Genomic DNA, 16,173 nt, shown 5'->3' on the forward strand with positions numbered 1-16,173 from the left:
ATCCTCCGCGAGCTGATCGCGTTCGCCGACCAGGGCGCCGACGTGTTCTTCGGCGAGCCCGAGATCGACACGGCCGAGCTCCTCCGCCTCGCCGCCCACTGCCCCCCCGCCGCCACCGCCGCCCCCGCCCTCGACGCCGCCGCGATCATGGCCCGCTGCGACGAGCTCGCCGCGGTCTCCTCCAGCCGCGACGGCATCGAGCGGGTCTACCTCTCGCCCGAGCACGCCCGGGTGAACGCGATGGCCGCGCGTTGGATGACCGAGGCGGGCATGCGCACCTGGCAGGACACGGCCGGCAACCAGTGCGGCCGCTACGAGGGCGCGACTCCGGGACTCCCGGCGCTCCTGCTCGGCTCGCACCTCGACACGGTGCCCGACGCGGGCCGCTACGACGGGATCCTCGGCGTGATGCTCGCGATCGCCGTGGTGTCGCGCCTGCACGGGGCGGGCCGGCGCCTGCCGTTCGCCGTCGAGGTCGTCGCGTTCGGCGACGAGGAGGGCACCCGCTTCGGCACAGCGCTCCTCGGCTCCCGCGCCCTCGCCGGCACCTGGGACGAGCACTGGTGGGAGCTCGAGGACGCCGACGGGACGACGCTCGTCGAGGCGTTCCACGAGTTCGGGCTGGACCCCTCGCGCATCCGCACCGCCGCGCGCGACGCGCAGGACGTTCTCGCCTACCTCGAGGCGCACATCGAGCAGGGCCCCTACCTGGAGGAGGCGGACCGCGCCCTCGCCGTGGTCTCCTCGATAGCGGGCGCCCGCCGCTTCGCACTCACCCTCACCGGCAAGGCCGGGCACGCGGGCGGAGTTCCGCTCGACCGCCGCCGCGACGCGCTCACCGGGGCGGCCGAGGCCGTGCTCGCGGTGGAGCGCATCGCGCGGGAGCAGGGCGTGATCGCCACGGTCGGCCGGCTCGAGACCTTCCCGGGCGCGGTCAACGTCATCCCCGGCCGGGTCGAGTTCAGCCTCGACCTCCGCGCCGAGACCGACGCCCAGCGCGACGCGGCGTGGGACGCCATCGAGCACGCGATGTCGGAGTCGGCGTCGCTCCGCCGTCTCGCGCTGACGGTGGAGGAGACCCATTCGGCCCCCGCGGTCGTCGCCTCCTCTCGGCTGCAGGACGTCGTGCGCGCGGGCATCCGCGCGACCGGGGACGCGGAGCCGATGGTGCTGTTCTCCAAGGCCGGCCACGACGCGATGGCGGTCGCCGACCTCGCCGAGTACGCGATGCTCTTCCTCCGCTGCGAGGGCGGCGTCAGCCACCACCCGGACGAGAACGTGACCGAGGCCGACGTCGCGACCGCGCTCGACGCGTTCGAGGCGGCCGTGCTGGCGCTCGCCGACGGGACGCCGACCGCGTGACCCCCGCCCCGGCCCCCTCGACGAGCATCGGTCACCGCATCGATGCCGGCTACGCCGCGCTGTCTCGGCAGGAGCAGCGGGCGGCCGACTTCATCCTCGACCACCTCGGCGACCTGGCCGTCTACACGGCGACCGAGCTCGCCCAGCACAGCGGAGTGTCCAAGGCCACGGTCTCGCGGCTGTTCCGCCGCCTGGGGTTCTCGAACTCGCAGGAGGTGCGCGAGCACGCCCGGGCGCTGCGGTCCTCCGGTGTGCCGGTCGGTCCCGCGCAGGGACAGGGGGATCCGCTCGCCGCGCACCTCGAGAGCGAGCGGGCGAACCTGGCTCGGCTGGCCGCCGCGTTCGGCGACGGACGGCTGGAGGAGGCGGTGCGGCTGATCGCGGGAGCGCGCGAGGTCGTCGTGATCGGACTGCGCAACAGCTACCCGGTGGCGCTGCACCTGCGCCAGCAGCTCGCGCAGGCGCGCGGACGCGTCCGGATCGCCCCGCAGCCCGGCCAGTCGCTCGGTGAGGAGCTCGAGGGGCTCGGAGCCGAGGACGTCGTGGTGCTGGTCGGCTTCCGCCGCCGCCCCGCCTCCTTCGCGGCCCTGATCGGGACGCTCGCCGCGCGCGAGGTGCCCGTGGTGCTCCTCGCGGATCCGCCCGCCCGGCGCTACGCGGAGCACGCGGCGGTCTGGCTGGAGTGCCCGGTCGACAGCGGCACGGCGCTGGACAGCTACGCGGCGGCGATGAGCGCGGTCGCGCTCGTGGCCTCCGGAGTGCTCGGGGCGTCGCCGAGGGAGTCGCGCGAGCGGATCGCCGGGATCAGCACGGCCTACGCGGAGCTCGCCGAGCTGGAGGACCGGCCGTGAGCGAGGCGGCGGAGCTGATCCGCGCGCACGCCAAGGACCCCGTCGGGCAGGCCGACCCGACTCCGGCCCTCGGCCGGGCCGAGCTGATCACCCCCACCTGCGGCGACCGGATCGAGCTGCGCGTCGACGGCGGCGCGGAGCAGGTGCGCCTCGCCTGGAGCGGGCGGGGGTGCGAGGTCTCGCGGGGATCCGCGTCGCTGCTCGTGGACGGTCTCGACGGGCTGCCGGCGTCGGACATGCGGGAGCGGATCGACGCGTTCCTCGCGGCGATGGCGCACCGGGAGGGTGCACTCGCCGGCGAGGAGCAGGCGCTGCTCGCGGTGGCGGGCAACCCCGTCCGCTCCGTCTGCGCGACGCTGGCCTGGCGGGCGCTGGCCGCCGCCCTCGACGACGCGGGCCTGGCGTGAACCGCTCAGTCCGGCCCGTCGCGGTCGGCTCCCGACCACAGATCGCCGCACTCCACCCCCCGCGCGCCCCTCGCGCGGAGCAGGTCGCGCGCGCCGGAGTCGCCGTGCACGCCCTCGAGGAGCTCCGGCCAGTGGTCCCGTCCCAGCAGCACCGGATGACCGGGCCGACCGCGGAAGACCGCGCGGGCGAGCACGTCCGGCGCGACCGGCGCCTCCGCGAGCAGCCGGGCCCCCACGCTCGGCGGCTCCTCGGGCAGGTCGACCAGGGCGACCAGCGCGGCGACGCCCTCGGCCGCGGCGAGACCCGCGCGGAGCGACGCCGAGAGGCCGCTCTCCCACTCGGCCGCGACGACCACGTCCGCGGACGGCGGCACCAGGAGGCGCGCCCGTCCGCCCTCCGCGCCCAGGACCACGAGCACCCGCCCGCAGCCCACCGCGCGGAGCCTCTCGGCGGCCCGCTCCACCCAGGGAACTCCCGCCGCGTCGCGCCGCAGCGCCTTCGGGCCGCCCGCCCGGCGCCCCGCACCCGCCGCGAGCACCAGCCCGACGAGGTCCCGACTCCCGACCAGATCCATCCGACCATCGTGCCGCAGGCCGAGCCCCTGCTCCGCCGGACGAAGGAGACCGCATGACCGACACCCGATCCGAGACCGCCCGCGACGTGCTGCTCGCGTGCCTCGCCGTCCCCCGCTGGGCCGACGAGGTCGCCTCCGGCGCGCCCTACCCGTCGGCCGACGCGCTCGCCGACGCGGCCGAGCGGGCCGCGCGCACGCTCACCGAGGAGGAGGTGGAGGCGGCGCTGGCCGACCACCCCCGGATCGGCGAGCGGCACGCGGGCGCGGGGCGCTCCTCCGCGTTCTCGGCCGCGGAGCAGGCGGCGAGCCGCACGGGCGACGAGGAGCTGACCCGGCGGCTGCTGGCCGGCAACCGCGCCTACGAGGAGCGGTTCGGGCGCGTGTTCCTCCTCCGCGCGGCCGGCCGCGACCGGGCCGAGGTCGTCGCGGAGCTGGAGCGGAGACTCGGGCTCGACGACGAGACGGAGGCCCGCATCGTCGCGGAGCAGCTGCGGGAGATCACGGTGCTGCGGGTCCGCGGCCTCGACGACGGGCGCCTCGTCCGGGCGGAGGCCGCACGATGAGCGGGCACGCCAGCCGCGTCACCACCCACGTGCTCGACGCCGTCCGCGGCCGCCCCGCGCGCGGGGTCCCGGTGGCTCTCGACGCCCGTGCCGGCTCCGGCTGGGAGCGCCTCGCCGAGGCCCGCACCGACGACGACGGCCGCGTGGCGGCCTTCGGGCCGGAGCGCCTGGCCGCCGGGGTGCACCGGGTCGTCTTCGACACCGGCGTCTGGTTCGCCGCCTCGGGCACCGAGTCGTTCTACCCCGAGGTCGTCGTCGCCTTCCGCCTCGACGACGAGGAGGCGCACTTCCACATCCCGCTCCTGCTCAGCCCCTTCGCCTACTCGACCTACCGGGGCAGCTGATGCAGCTGCAGGACGTCCTCGACGCGCCGCAGCTGCGGCTGCGCGTGCTGGTCGCCGGCGACGGAGCGCTCGCGCGGCCGGTCGACGGCATCTTCACGACCGATCTCCTCGACCCGCGCCGCTACATCTCGCGCGACCAGCTGGTGCTGACCGGTCTGGTCTGGCGTCGGGACGCCCAGGACAGCGCGGCCTTCGTCGCCGCGGTCGCGGACTCGGGTGCCAGCGCTCTGCTCGCCGGCGAGGGGCTGCTGGGCTTCGTGCCGGACGACCTCGTCGTCGCCTGCCGCGAGCACGACGTCCCGCTGATCGCCGTGCCGGCCGATGTGTCGTTCGGCGCGATCACGGCGCACCTGTCGAACGCCCTCGCCGGCGACCGCGTGGCCCGGCTGACGGCCGCCCTCGCCCGCCAGCGGGAGCTGCTGACCGAGGTCTACCGGGGGCAGCAGCTCGACGAGCTCGTCACGCGCACCTCGCGCGAGCTCGGACTCCCCGTGTCGGTGCTGACCGCGACCGGCCGGACCGCGGCCTCCGCCTCGCCCCTGGGGCTGGGGGAGATCGAGCGGGTCGTGCACGCGGCGCTCACGGCCCGGCGCAGCCCGGTCGTGGTCGCGGACGCCCGCGGCGGCGCCCTGTCGGTCCTCACCGTCGCAGGCGCGGGCGAGCACCGCGCCACCTCCTGGCTGGTCGTCGTCGGGGGCGACTGGAACGACTGGCCCGCCGCAGTACTCGACGCCGTGACGGAGCTCGCCGGAGTCGTGGGGGTCTACCGGCTGCAGCGGGAGGCGGCGCTCTCGGCCGACTCCGCTCTCGCCGACCGCCTGCTCGAGCTCGTGGAGGAGGACAGCGAGCAGCCCGAGGCCGCGGTGTACCTGCGGCAGCTCGGACTCGGCGGCGCCGGGCGGTGCGCCGTGGTCGCCGCCGAGTTCGAGGGCGACGCGCCCCCGGACCTGGCGCGCCGTGTCCTGGTCGACGCCGCCGCGCACCTGGGCCGCGCCGTGGTCGGACGCGACGCCCAGGGCTGCGCGGTGGCGGTGCTGCCCACCGAGGCGACCGGTGCGATCCCCACCGGCGCGGATCCGCTCGCCGTCGTCATCTCGGCGCTGCGACGAGCGGGAGCCGCGTGGCCGGGCGCCGTGCTGCGCGTCGGGACGAGCGCCGCGACTCCGCTGCCCGCGCTCGGCGGCGCCCTCCGCTCGGCACGCTACGGGATGCTGCTGCCGGGCTCTCCGGGCGACGACGCTCCGGTGCGGGTCAGCGACTCCGGGGAGGTCACCTCCGCCGTGCAGCTGCTGAGCGCGGTCCCCGACCACCTGCGCTCGGTGTTCGTCGAGCTGGTGCTCGGGCGGCTCGTCGAGCACGACGCGCGCTACGGCTCGCAGCTGGTCGCCACGCTCGCGGCGTTCCTCGACTGCGGCGGCTCGTGGGTGCGCACGGCGGAGCAGACGCACCTGCACCTGAACACGGTGCGGTACCGCATCGCGAGGGTGGAGGAGCTGACGCAGCGCGACCTGTCGGACACCGCGGACCGCGCCGACCTGTTCCTGGCGCTGCGCCTGCGCTGACGGCCGGGTGCGCGCGGTCCGCACCGCGCTTCCCGGGCCGGCCCCGTCACTCCGGAGCCACGATCCGCCTGCCCCGGACGTGCACCGCGGCGATCGCCGGCTCGCGCAGGGTCATCAGCAGGGCGAAGAGCAGCTGGGCCGTCGCCTCCTCCTCGTCGTCCGCGCGGATCCCGTGGGCGAGGACGTCGGCGAGCGGCTCCCACCGGTCGGGCTCGATGCGGAGGAAGTCCGCGTCCTTCCCGGGGTCGAGGCTGCCGAACCGGTCCTCCTGGTCGAGCGCCCGTGCGCCGGCGAGCGTCGCCGTGAACAGGAGCTCGGCCGGATGCAGGGCGACGGCCGCGTCGCCGGGCTCCGAGAGGTGCACCTTGAAGGCGTCGTTCGCCACTCGCGCCAGCAGCCACTCGTCGCCCGCGCCCACGTCCGAACCGAGGGCGACGGTGACCCCCGAGGCGACGGTCCGGCGCCAGGGCATGGTGCCGGAGCCGAGGAACTGCTGCGAGGTCGGGCAGTGGGCGATCGAGGTGCCGGTCTCCTCCATCCGGTGCAGCTCCGCGTCCTGGCAGTGCACGGCGTGAGCGAGGATCGTGCGCGGCCCGAGGAGGGAGGAGCCTCCGCGCGCGGAGCCGGGGAGGAAGAGCCCGTCGTAGGTGTCGAGGTAGCTGCGGGTGCCGTACGAGCCGAGCACGGCGGCGATCTCGCCGTCGCCGGGCCGGTCGTTCTCGTTGAGGTGGCTGTGCACGTAGACGCCGCGTCCGCGGACGTCGTCGTAGAGGTCGCCGAGCGCTCCGAGGGTCCGGGGAGTGACGGACAGCGAGAACCGCGGGACGAGCGCGACCTGCAGGAGCGGGTTCCTCCCGTGCCAGCGGTCGATCTCCTCCGACGCGAGCGTCAGCGCCTCCTCCTCGGAGGTGATCAGGGGAGCCGCCGAGGCCGGGCCCGTGGTCTGGATGCCGCGCCCCGACACGATCCGCAGCCCCGCCTCGCGGCTGCGCTCGAAGAGGGCGTCCTGCGCGGCCGGGAACGCGGAGCCGAAGACCATCGCGGCGGTCGTGCCCGCGGCCACCCGTCGCCGGGTGAAGGCGCGCGCGACGACGTCGGCGAACTCCGGGTCGGCGAGACGCGCCTCCGCCGGGAACACCGTCCGGTCGAGCCACTCGAGCAGCTGGCCGCCGCCGAAGCCGTCAGTCGAGAACGTCTGGGGGAAGTGCACGTGCGCGTCGACGAAGCCGGGCAGCAGGATCGACGCGGCGTCGCCGGAGACCGGCAGGAGCGCGAAGCGGTCCGGCAGCTCGCGGTACGGACCGACCCAGGCGATCGTGCCGTCCTCGTCCACGGCGAGAGCGCCGTCCGGGATCGACACCAGCGACTCCCGCGCGGTCGTGAGCGTCGCACCCCCGGCGACGTGCAGCACGTGCCCCCGGTGGACGCCCCCGGCGCCGGTCACACCAGGCCCGTGTAGGCGGTCCAGGCGGATCCCGCGGGCGGCGCATCGTCGCGGGCGACGCTCGCCTGGATCAGGCCGTAGGGGCGGTCGGCGGCGTGGAAGACCTCGTTGTCGTTCTCGACGCCGAAGGGCGACAGGTCGTAGACGAAGTGGTGCTTGTTCGGCGCGGAGAGACGGATCTCGACGATCTGCGGGTACTCCTCCAGGACCGCCTTCCCCATCTCGAAGAGCGTCTGCTGGAGGGCGAGGGAGTGCACGGTCGCGAAGCGGCTCGTCATGAGCGCCTTGACGCCCGCGTACACCGCCTCCCAGTCCATCGCCGCGATCTCGTCCTCGCTCAGGGCGAAGCGCCACTTCGCGACCAGCGAGGTCGCCATCACCCGGTCGTTCGTCGGCTGGAGGACCGTGTAGGGGTCGGTGAGGAAGCCGTGGAACTCGCTCCCCGTGGACTTCAGGATCGTGAGGTCCTTGAAGCCGCCGGTGATCCAGATCCGCCGCTCGTCGCCCGAGCCCTCGACCGTGACCGACGCGATCCGCGTCTCCTGGCCCTTCCGGACCCAGGTGTGGTCGTGCTCGCGCCCGTCCACCAGCACGCGCTCCCAGGCGAACTCCTCGATCTCGATGCGGGCGCCGTGGACGGGCTCGTAGCCGTCGACGAAGTGGCGGGCCAGCTCGAGGCCGTAGGGCTCGATCGAGCGCAGGCCCTTCTCCTTGGCGAAGGCGTACGCCGTCTGCTTCTGCGTGTCCGTGGGCAGGACGGCCGACTGGTCGCCCTCTCGGTGCGCGGCCTCGAAGTCGCCGCGGAGGGCCGTGGAGACGTTGACGTCGTGGATCTCGTGCCGCGGGGTCTCGCGGTAGATCCGCACGACGCGGTTCTCGGCCTTCCCGTACTGGTGGTCCCCGAGGATGATCGACATGTCCGCTCCTGTCCGTTCCGTGCGGCCGGGCCCGGTCACGCGGTGGTGACCGTCCTGCTCGCGGCTCCTGCGAGCCCGTCTGCCAGCCTCGCGCCTGCCGGGGGCTCCGCGCACCGGCGGAGCATCCCGAGGAGCCGCCGCCGGGACTCCGAGTCTTGTGCGATCCGCCCGCTCCGCGGCTCCGACCCGCCTCCGTTCACACGCTCGAAACCTGCCGATGACACGGCGGCGCTCGGCGTGAGCGGTCGAGCTCCCCGAGGTGTCGTCAGGGAGGCGGGGGATCGGCGGGTCGAGGTCAGGGGCGGCTGAGGAGGCGCCCGGCGGGCGGGACCGGCGCGGCGGTGACGCGTCGGCCGCCGACCCAGGTGGCGGCGACGGCGCCGCGGAGGACGCGGCCGTCGTAGGCCGAGACGGGGTTCCGGTGCGAGAGGGCGTCGACGTCCACGCGCCACTGCGCCTCCGGGTCGAACGCGACCAGGTCGGCGTCGGATCCCGCGTGCAGCAGGCCCTTCTGGCCGAGCCCGGCGAACGCGGCGGTCGCCGTGGACATCCAGGCGACGACCTGCTCGAGCGGGATGCCCCGCTCGCGGGCCCCGGTCCAGACCGCGCGGAAGCTCAGCTCGAGTCCCGAGATCCCGCCCCAGGCGACGCCGAAGTCGCCGCCGGCGGGGAGCTTCAGCTCGGCGGTGGCGGGGGAGTGGTCCGAGGCGATGATGTCGACCGTCCCGTCGAGCAGCCCCTTCCAGAGCAGCTCGCGGTTGCGCTCGTCGCGGATCGGCGGGCAGCACTTGAACTGCGTGCCGCCGTCGGGGATCGAGCCGGCGTCGAAGGTGAGGTAGTGCGGGCAGGTCTCGGCGGTGATCGGCAGCCCCTCGGCCTTGGCCTCGCGCAGGAGCGGCAGCGCGTCGGCGGAGGAGAGGTGCAGGATGTGCGCGCGGCAGCCGGTCTCGCGGACGGCCTCGATCACGTGCAGGATCGCGCTGCGCTCGGAGGCGGGCGGGCGGGAGTCGACGAACGCGCCGTAGGAGGCGCCGGGCTCCAGCGCGCTCGCCTCCAGCTCGGCCGGGTCCTCGGCGTGCACGATCAGCAGTCCGTCGAAGGCGGCGATCTCGCGCATCGCCTCGACGAGCTGCTCCCGGCTCAGGTGCGGGAACTCGTCCACGCCGCTCGGCGAGAGGAAGCACTTGAAGCCGAAGACGCCCGCGTCGTGGAGCTCGCGCAGCGTGCCGAGGTTCGAGGGGATCGCCCCGCCCCAGAAGCCGACGTCCACCCGCGCCTGCGGCCCGGCGGCCGCGCGCTTGGCCTCGAGCCCCGCCACCGTGGTGGTCGGCGGGATCGAGTTCAGCGGCATGTCGATGATCGTGGTGACGCCCCCGGCGGCGGCGGCGCGGGTGGCGGAGGCGAAGCCCTCCCACTCCGTGCGGCCCGGCTCGTTGACGTGCACGTGGGTGTCGACGATCCCCGGGATCAGGACCTGGCCCTCGGGGAGGACGATCTCCTCCGTGGTCCGCCAGGGGGCGTCCCGCTCGCCGACCGCGACGATCAGGCCCTCGGCGATCGCGATGCTGGCCGGACGCCGGCCGTTCTCGGTCAGCACGTCGGAGGCGCGGATCACGAGGTCGAGGAAGGGAGCGTCGTCAGGCATGGATCGACCCTATACTCGGCATGTTTCCTGCGTGTGAGCGCCCGTCGGCGGCTCCGCCCGGCCTCCCCGCAGCCCCGGCGCCGTCGCCTCCCGTCCGAGAAGAGGAGGCCGTCGTGCTCGACATCGCCGCCCCCCTGCTCGAGCGCGTCGAGGGGGGCGGGAGCGTCGCGGTCGTCACGGTCACGCACGTCTTCGGCTCGGCTCCCCGCGCTCTCGGCTCCTCGATGGCGGTGGACGCGGAGGGGCGCGCGATCGGCTCGATCTCCGGCGGCTGCGTCGAGGCGCAGGCGTACGCGCTGGCCCAGGAGGTGCTCGGCACCTCGGGCAGCGCGTCCGAGCACTTCGGCTTCGACGACGAGGCGGCCTTCGCCGCGGGCCTGTCCTGCGGGGGGCAGCTGCGCGTGTTCGGCCAGGTCGTCGACTCCGGCTCCACCGCGGTCCTCGCCGAGCTGCGCGCCACCCGCGCCGGCCGCTCGGCCGCGCTGGCGATCGTCGTCGGCGGCCCGGAGGAGCTGATCGGCCTCGTCCTCACCGGAGCGACGCGCCTCCAGGACGTCGTCGGCCCGCACCTGGACGAGGACACCGCCCGCCGCATCCTCGCCGAGCGCGAGGCGCGCCTGGCCTCCGGCCGCTCGGCCACGGTCGAGACCGGCTGCCGGAGCGCCGAGCTCGAGATCGCCTACATCGTGCACGCCGAGCGGCCGCGCCTGCTGATCTACGGCGCCGTCGACTTCTCCGCCGCGCTCTGCTCCGCCGGATCCCTGCTCGGCTACCGCGTGACCGTCTGCGACGCGCGTCCGGTGTTCGCGACCGCCGAGCGCTTCCCCGGCGCCGACGAGGTCGTGGTCGAGTGGCCGTCCGACCACCTCGCCCGCGCCGAGGTCGACTCGCGCACCGTGATCGCGGTGCTCACGCACGACGAGAAGTTCGACATCCCGCTGCTCGAGACCGCGCTCGCGCTCCCGGTCGCCTACGTCGGCGCGATGGGATCGCGGCGCACCCACGAGCGGCGGCTGCGGCTGCTGCGCGAGGCGGGAGTGACGGAGGAGGCGCTCGCCCGCCTGCACTCGCCGATCGGCCTGGACATCGGCGCGTCGACGCCGGAGGAGACGGCCGTGTCGATCCTCGCTGAGGTCCTCGCCGCGCGCACGGGGACGTCCGGGGAGCCGCTCGCGGGGCGCTCGGGCCCGATCCACGCGGCGCGCTGAGCCGCACGTCCTCCGCTGACCGCGCGCCGTCGTGATCGCCGGCCTGATCGCACTCCGGCGGGAAACGGCCGCGAAACACCGCGCTGCCATGCTCGGGGCATGCAGCGCCACGTCCTCACCGGAGCCCACGTCGCCACCGTCGACGCGCACGGGACCGAGCACCCCGTCGGCCACGTCGTCGTCGACGACTCCCGCATCGTCGCCGTCGGAGCCGGCGACCCTCCGGCGTGGGCCCTCGACGGACGGTCCCCGACGGGCCTGCCGGCGCAGGAGGCGATCGCGCTCACGCGGGTCGACGGCCGCGGCCACCTGCTCACTCCCGGGCTCGTCAACACGCACCACCACCTCTACCAGTGGCTCACCCGCGGCTGGGCGCAGGACTCGATCCTCTTCGACTGGCTCGTCGCGCTCTACCCCGCCTGGTCCCGCATCGACGCCGACCTGACCCGCTCCGCCGCCCTCGGCGCGATGGGCGTCCTCGCCCGGTCCGGCTGCAGCACGGTCGCCGACCACCACTACGTCTTCCCGCGGGGCTCCGGCGACATCGTCGGCGGCATCGTCGACGCGGCCGGCACCCTCGGCCTCCGGCTGCACGCGACCCGCGGGTCGATGGACCTCGGCGAGTCCCGGGGCGGCCTCCCGCCGGACTTCGCCGTCGAGACCACGGCGGCCGCGCTCCAGGCCAGTGGAGAGGCGGTCCAGCGGTACCACGACGCCTCCGCCGACGCGATGGTGCGGGTCGCGATCGCCCCGTGCTCGCCCTTCTCGGTGACCACCGACCTGCTGCGCGAGTCGGCCGTCCTCGCCCGTCAGCTCGGGGTCCGGCTGCACACCCACGGCTCCGAGACCGTGGAGGAGGACGCCTACACGCGGGAGGCGTTCGGCCTCTCGCCCACCGACCACCTGGAGTCGCTCGGCTGGCTCGGCGATGACGTCTGGATGGCGCACTGCGTCCACCTCGACGCCGACGCGATCGCGAAGTTCGCGGCCACGGGCACCGGAGTCGCGCACTGCCCGTCCTCGAACGGCCGGCTCGCGGCGGGCATCGCGCCGATCCCGCAGCTGCTGGCTGCGGGAGCCCCGGTCGGCCTCGGCGTGGACGGCGCGGCGTCGAACGAGTCCGGTCAGCTCGGCTCCGAGATCCGCGCCGCGGTGCTGATGAACCGCCTGCGCGCCGGCGCCGACCGGATGAGCGCCCGGCAGGCGCTCTCGGTCGCCACCATCGGCGGGGCCCGGGTGCTCGGCCGGCAGGACGAGATCGGCTCGATCGAGGTCGGCAAGCTCGCCGACCTCGCGCTCTGGCGGATCGACGGGATCGAGCACGCGGGCATCGCGGACCCGGTCGCGGCGCTCGCACTCGGAGCGCAGCCCCCGCTGAGCCTGCTCCTGGTGCAGGGTCGCCCGACGGTGCGGGAGGGACGGCTGGTGAACGCGGACGAGGACGCGATCGCCCGCGAGGTCGCCCGGGCGAGCACGGAGCTGGCGTCGCGCGTCTGAGCTGCGGCAGCCGATCGGCGCTCAGCCCGTCGTCGTTCAACCGGGCGGCGCCTCCGCCTCGACGGTCGCAACCGGGGCGGCGTCCGGGTGCAGGAGCCGCCAGATCCGGTCGCGGGAGAGCGGCAGCTCGGTCGGCCGCACGCCGATCGCGTCGCGGACGGCGTTGGCGAGTGCGGGGGCGACCGGGTTGTAGGGCGCCTCGCTCATCGACTTCGCGCCGAACGGCCCGAGCTCGTCGGCGGTGTCCGCGAAGAGCACCTCGGTCTCGGGCACGTCCGCCATCTGCGGGATGTGGTAGTTCCGGAGGATCGCCGTGGTCACGGTGCCCTCGCCGTCGAGGATCACCTCCTCGTACAGCGCCGAGCCGATCGCCTGCGCCACTCCGCCCTCGACCTGCCCGCGGCACTGCGCCGGGTTGACCACGAAGCCGGCGTCGGCCGCCTGCACCGACTGCAGGATCCGCACCTCGCCCGTCGGCTCGTGCACCGCGACCCGGAAGCCCTGGACGTTGAACGCGAGCGAGCGCTGAGCGCCGTCCTCGCTCCCGGTCGCGGTGACCGGTCCGCCGGCCGCGCGGACCAGATCGGCGAACGCGACCCGGGTGCCGTCCGGAGCGAGCAGGCCCTCGTCGTCGGGCTCGAAGGTCTCGTCGTGCCCGGTCAGCCGCTTCGCGAGCGCCTGCAGCTCGGCGAGGAGGCGCGTCGCGGCCGAGTGGACGGCCTTGCCCGCGACCACCGTGCCGGCGCTGCCGAACGCTCCGGTGTCGTAGCGGGCCGCGTCCGTGTCGGACTGGCGGATCCGCACCCGGTCGGCCGAGGCGCGGAAGGCGCTCGCGACCAGCTGCGTGTGCACGGTGGTCGTCCCGTTGCCGAACTCGGCCGTGCCGACGCCGATGGTCAGCACTCCCTCGGCGTCGACGGTGACGGTCGCCTCCGAGAAGTGGCCCCGCGGTGGGATGGTGGCGATCATCGCCAGTGCCGTGCCCTGCCCTGTCCGCCACCCCGGTCCGTCGGGGGCGGGGGAGCCGCCGCCGCCGGCCAGTGCCGCCTCGGTGAGGTCGAGGCACTGGTCGAGCCCGTAGGAGGCGAAGCCGATGTCGTCGCCCTCGACGTGCGTGACCACCAGCGGCTCGCCCGGGCGCACCGCGTTGATCCGCCGCAGCTCGAACGGGTCGATCCCGAGCTCGCGGGCGAGATCGTCCATCGCCGACTCGATGCCGAAGATCACCTGCCCGAGGCCGTAGCCGCGGAACGCCCCCGAGGGGAGGTTGTTCGTGTAGACGGCCTGCGCGTCGACGCGCTTGCTGGGCGCGCTGTAGACGGCGATCGACTCCGAGGTGCCGTGGAACATCACGCCGGGTCCGTGGTTGCCGTAGGCGCCGGTGTCCGAGAGCACGTCCACGGCGAGGGCGGTCAGCCGTCCGTCGCGCCGGGCGCCGAGCGTGACGCCGACCCGCATCGGGTGTCGGCAGGGGGCCATCGTGAACTCGTCGCTACGGGTGAACTCGAACTGCACGGGCCGGCCGGTGGCGAGCACGGCGAGGGCGACGACGTCCTCCGTCAGGATCTCCTGCTTGCCGCCGAAGCCGCCGCCCACCCGTGCCGTGAAGACGCGGACGGTCGACGGATCGCGGTCGAACAGGCGCGCGATCTCGTCGCGCACGAGGAAGGGCACCTGCGTCGAGGTCCGCAGCACCAGCTCTCCGCCCTCGAGCCAGCCGATGGTGCCGTGGGTCTCGAGAGCCGTGTGCGCGACCCGGGAGGTCGAGTACCGGCCCTCGACGACCACGTCGGCCTCCGCGAGTCCGGCGGCCACGTCCCCGTACTCTCCGTGGAGCTCCGCGACGACGTTCGCCTCCGGCCGGGCGATGCGCGAGGCGATCGGATCCTTGTCGGCGTGCAGGAGCGGCGCGCCGGCCGAGCGCGCCTCCTCCGGGTCGAAGACGGCGGGCAGCACCTCGTAATCGACCTCGACGGCGCGGCAGGCCGCCTCCGCCTCGGCCACCGACTCCGCGACCACCACGGCCACGCGCTGCCCGCGGAACCGGACGACGGTGTCGAGCATGCGGGTGTCGTCCGGGTCGTCGAGCCGGGACTCGTGGCGGGCGGTGGAGTAGAGGACGTCCGGGACGTCCTCGGCGGTGAGGACCGCGACGACGCCCCGCATCGCGCGGGCGGCGGTCGTATCGATCGAGCGGATGCGCGCGTGGGCGTGCGGGCTCTGGACGACCTTCAGGTGCAGCAGGCCGGGGACGGCGACGTCGAGGGTGAACGGCTCGCGGCCCTGGACGATCCGCCGGCCGGCGGGCGCGCCGAGCGAGCGGCCGACCCGGGACTCCTCGGCCGACGGGCGACCGGTGCGGCGGACGGGGGTGAGACCCGACGGCGGGGCCGCGTGCCGTCCGCGGACCGGGGCCTCCGTGCGATCCGCTCCGGACGGCTCGGCCGCGTGCGCGCCGTGCCCGGACGCGCAGGCGCCCGTCACGGCCTCGCGGATGGGGCGGTAGCCCGTGCACCGGCAGAGGTTGCCCTTCATCAGCCGCGGCACGTCCTCGGCGCGGACTCCGTCGAGCGCCGTGGCCGTGACCACCATGCCGGCCGTGCAGAAGCCGCACTGGAACGCGCCGGCCTCGACGAACGCCTCCTGCACCGCGCTCGGCTCCTCGGGCGTGCCGAGGCCGGCCGCGGTCGTCACCTCGCGGCCCTCGACGCGGTGGGCGGGGTAGAGGCAGGAGTGGAACGGCGTCCCGTCGACGAGGACGGAGCAGGCGCCGCAGTCGCCGGCGTCGCACCCCTTCTTCACCTCGAAGTGCTCGTGGTCGCGGAGGAGGGTGCGCAGCACCTGGCCGGGGCGGGGGGAGGCGTCGACCGGCTCCCCGTTGACGGTGAACCTCATCGGGCGCCTCCGGCCAGCTCGGTGCGGATCTCCTCGGCGAGCACGCGGACGACGGCGTGGCGCCAGTCGGCGGCTCCGTGCGGGTCGGTGAACCAGGTCGCGACGCCGTCGACGGCCGCGGCGAGCTCGGCCGAGGAGGGAACGGCGGCGAAGCGGAGCAGCTCCGGCCGGACGGTCGCCGCGGTGATCGTGAGCACGAACGCGCCGTCGGTGTCGAGGCGGCCGATGACGACGGCGCCGGAGCGTCCGAGAGGGGAGAGCGCCGTCTTGCGGAACGCGGTGCGCGCCCGGAGGGAGGAGAGCGGGAACTCGATCGAGCGGATGACGTCGTCCTGGGCCAGGGAAGTGGTCATGTCGCCGGTCACGAGCTCGGCGACCGGCACGGCGACGTCCGAGCCGTCGGCCCGCCAGACGAGGGCGGTGGCGTCGAGCGCGGCGGCGAGGCTGATCATCGGTCCTGCGGGCAGGGCGTTGGCGATGTTGCCGCCGACAGTGGCGACGTTCCAGATCTTGAAGGAGCCCAGCAGTGCCGTGCAGCACTGGAAGAAGAGCGGGTGGGCTGTGTCGTCCGCGTCGGGCATCGCGGCGAGCTCACTGAGCGTGCAGGTCGCCGCGATCGAGATCCCGGCGTCCGTGCGCACGATCGGCTCCCACGCGAATCCCTGCAGGTCGAGGAGCTCGTCGAGGTGGTCGTGGGGGAGAGAGAACACCCAGGAGCCGCCTCCGATGACCGCTGAGCGCGGCCCGCGGCCCGCCAGCTCGGAGCGCTCGCGCACCACCCGGACGCGCTGGATCGTGTTCAGGTCCATGCCGCGCCTCCGTCCCGCGCCCGTCGGGCGTCTCCCCCCAGTGAACCCCACCCGTGTGACGCCCGTGTTTCCCCACCCCGTCCTGCCGCGGCTC

At 75.0% G+C, this 16,173-nt stretch carries 14 protein-coding genes; 8 read left to right on the top strand and 6 right to left on the bottom strand.

Annotated features, from left to right (window positions below; all coding sequences use genetic code 11):
- From C5C99_RS15935 to C5C99_RS15945, 3 genes are all read left to right on the top strand, one after another.
- On the top strand, window positions 1–1,362 hold a 1,362-nt coding region (locus C5C99_RS15935), incomplete at its 5' end, for an allantoate amidohydrolase (protein WP_374953745.1).
- A complete protein-coding gene (locus C5C99_RS15940; protein ID WP_219812189.1) occupies window positions 1,359–2,213 on the top strand; it encodes a MurR/RpiR family transcriptional regulator in 855 nt (284 codons plus the stop codon). The genes C5C99_RS15935 and C5C99_RS15940, both read left to right, overlap by 4 nt.
- Window positions 2,210–2,620: an iron-sulfur cluster assembly scaffold protein gene (locus C5C99_RS15945; RefSeq protein ID WP_104260556.1), complete on the top strand. Its 411-nt coding sequence runs from the start codon at window positions 2,210–2,212 to the stop codon at window positions 2,618–2,620. Before C5C99_RS15940 ends, C5C99_RS15945 begins: the two co-directional genes overlap by 4 nt.
- Window positions 2,621–2,625: 5 nt before the next feature.
- Here the strand turns inward: C5C99_RS15945 and C5C99_RS15950 are convergent, their stop codons facing one another.
- The gene (locus C5C99_RS15950; RefSeq protein ID WP_104226649.1) at window positions 2,626–3,195 is read right to left on the bottom strand and encodes an NTP transferase domain-containing protein; all 570 of its coding nucleotides are present in this window, start codon (window positions 3,193–3,195) and stop codon (window positions 2,626–2,628) included.
- Window positions 3,196–3,248: 53 nt separating this feature from the next.
- On the opposite strand from C5C99_RS15950, the gene uraD reads away from it, so the two are divergent.
- From uraD to C5C99_RS15965, 3 genes are read left to right on the top strand one after another with little or no spacing between them, the layout of a single operon-like run.
- Window positions 3,249–3,758, top strand: a complete 510-nt coding sequence (gene uraD, locus C5C99_RS15955) for a 2-oxo-4-hydroxy-4-carboxy-5-ureidoimidazoline decarboxylase (protein WP_104234584.1) — start codon at window positions 3,249–3,251, stop codon at window positions 3,756–3,758.
- Window positions 3,755–4,102, top strand: coding sequence for a hydroxyisourate hydrolase (uraH, locus tag C5C99_RS15960; RefSeq protein WP_104262995.1), 348 nt, complete (start codon window positions 3,755–3,757; stop codon window positions 4,100–4,102). The genes uraD and uraH overlap by 4 nt, the downstream gene beginning before the upstream one ends.
- Window positions 4,102–5,664: a PucR family transcriptional regulator gene (locus C5C99_RS15965; RefSeq protein ID WP_104340388.1), complete on the top strand. Its 1,563-nt coding sequence runs from the start codon at window positions 4,102–4,104 to the stop codon at window positions 5,662–5,664. Before uraH ends, C5C99_RS15965 begins: the two co-directional genes overlap by 1 nt.
- Before the next feature lie 46 nt (window positions 5,665–5,710).
- Here C5C99_RS15965 and C5C99_RS15970 read toward each other — a convergent pair whose 3' ends face one another.
- From C5C99_RS15970 to allB, 3 genes are all read right to left on the bottom strand, one after another.
- Window positions 5,711–7,108 (bottom strand): amidohydrolase family protein, encoded by a 1,398-nt coding sequence (locus tag C5C99_RS15970; protein WP_104340389.1) that lies wholly within the window; start codon window positions 7,106–7,108, stop codon window positions 5,711–5,713.
- On the bottom strand, window positions 7,105–8,025 hold the full coding sequence (pucL, locus tag C5C99_RS15975) for a factor-independent urate hydroxylase (RefSeq protein ID WP_104340390.1): 921 nt from the start codon (window positions 8,023–8,025) through the stop codon (window positions 7,105–7,107). Before pucL ends, C5C99_RS15970 begins: the two co-directional genes overlap by 4 nt.
- Window positions 8,026–8,320: 295 nt before the next feature.
- Window positions 8,321–9,670: an allantoinase AllB gene (allB, locus tag C5C99_RS15980; protein ID WP_104340391.1), complete on the bottom strand. Its 1,350-nt coding sequence runs from the start codon at window positions 9,668–9,670 to the stop codon at window positions 8,321–8,323.
- Between the two features lie 113 nt (window positions 9,671–9,783).
- Between allB and C5C99_RS15985 the strand changes: the two genes are divergently transcribed.
- Both C5C99_RS15985 and C5C99_RS15990 read left to right on the top strand, forming a co-directional pair.
- Window positions 9,784–10,878 carry an XdhC family protein gene (locus C5C99_RS15985; protein WP_258063727.1) on the top strand — a complete coding sequence of 365 codons (1,095 nt, stop codon included), beginning with the start codon at window positions 9,784–9,786 and terminating at the stop codon, window positions 10,876–10,878.
- A gap of 99 nt (window positions 10,879–10,977) precedes the next feature.
- On the top strand, window positions 10,978–12,375 hold the full coding sequence (locus tag C5C99_RS15990) for an 8-oxoguanine deaminase (RefSeq protein ID WP_104248247.1): 1,398 nt from the start codon (window positions 10,978–10,980) through the stop codon (window positions 12,373–12,375).
- 36 nt (window positions 12,376–12,411) lie between these two features.
- Here the strand turns inward: C5C99_RS15990 and C5C99_RS15995 are convergent, their stop codons facing one another.
- Both C5C99_RS15995 and C5C99_RS16000 read right to left on the bottom strand, forming a co-directional pair.
- The gene (locus C5C99_RS15995) at window positions 12,412–15,270 is read right to left on the bottom strand and encodes a molybdopterin cofactor-binding domain-containing protein (protein ID WP_104340393.1); all 2,859 of its coding nucleotides are present in this window, start codon (window positions 15,268–15,270) and stop codon (window positions 12,412–12,414) included.
- Complete coding sequence (locus C5C99_RS16000; protein ID WP_104340394.1) at window positions 15,267–16,079, bottom strand: FAD binding domain-containing protein; 813 nt, start codon at window positions 16,077–16,079, stop codon at window positions 15,267–15,269. The genes C5C99_RS15995 and C5C99_RS16000 overlap by 4 nt, the downstream gene beginning before the upstream one ends.
- Window positions 16,080–16,173: the final 94 nt, after the last annotated feature.

The sequence above is a fragment of the Rathayibacter sp. AY1C4 genome (genome assembly GCF_002932195.1).
Lineage (GTDB): Bacteria > Actinomycetota > Actinomycetes > Actinomycetales > Microbacteriaceae > Rathayibacter.

Coding starts and splice junctions, on each gene's coding strand:
- C5C99_RS15950 (WP_104226649.1), bottom strand. CDS start 3,195: ATGGATCTGGTCGGGAGTCGGGACCTCGTCGGGCTGGTGCTCGCGGCG.
- uraD (WP_104234584.1), top strand. CDS start 3,249: ATGACCGACACCCGATCCGAGACCGCCCGCGACGTGCTGCTCGCGTGC.
- uraH (WP_104262995.1), top strand. CDS start 3,755: ATGAGCGGGCACGCCAGCCGCGTCACCACCCACGTGCTCGACGCCGTC.
- C5C99_RS15965 (WP_104340388.1), top strand. CDS start 4,102: ATGCAGCTGCAGGACGTCCTCGACGCGCCGCAGCTGCGGCTGCGCGTG.
- pucL (WP_104340390.1), bottom strand. CDS start 8,025: ATGTCGATCATCCTCGGGGACCACCAGTACGGGAAGGCCGAGAACCGC.
- allB (WP_104340391.1), bottom strand. CDS start 9,670: ATGCCTGACGACGCTCCCTTCCTCGACCTCGTGATCCGCGCCTCCGAC.
- C5C99_RS15990 (WP_104248247.1), top strand. CDS start 10,978: ATGCAGCGCCACGTCCTCACCGGAGCCCACGTCGCCACCGTCGACGCG.
- C5C99_RS15995 (WP_104340393.1), bottom strand. CDS start 15,270: ATGAGGTTCACCGTCAACGGGGAGCCGGTCGACGCCTCCCCCCGCCCC.
- C5C99_RS16000 (WP_104340394.1), bottom strand. CDS start 16,079: ATGGACCTGAACACGATCCAGCGCGTCCGGGTGGTGCGCGAGCGCTCC.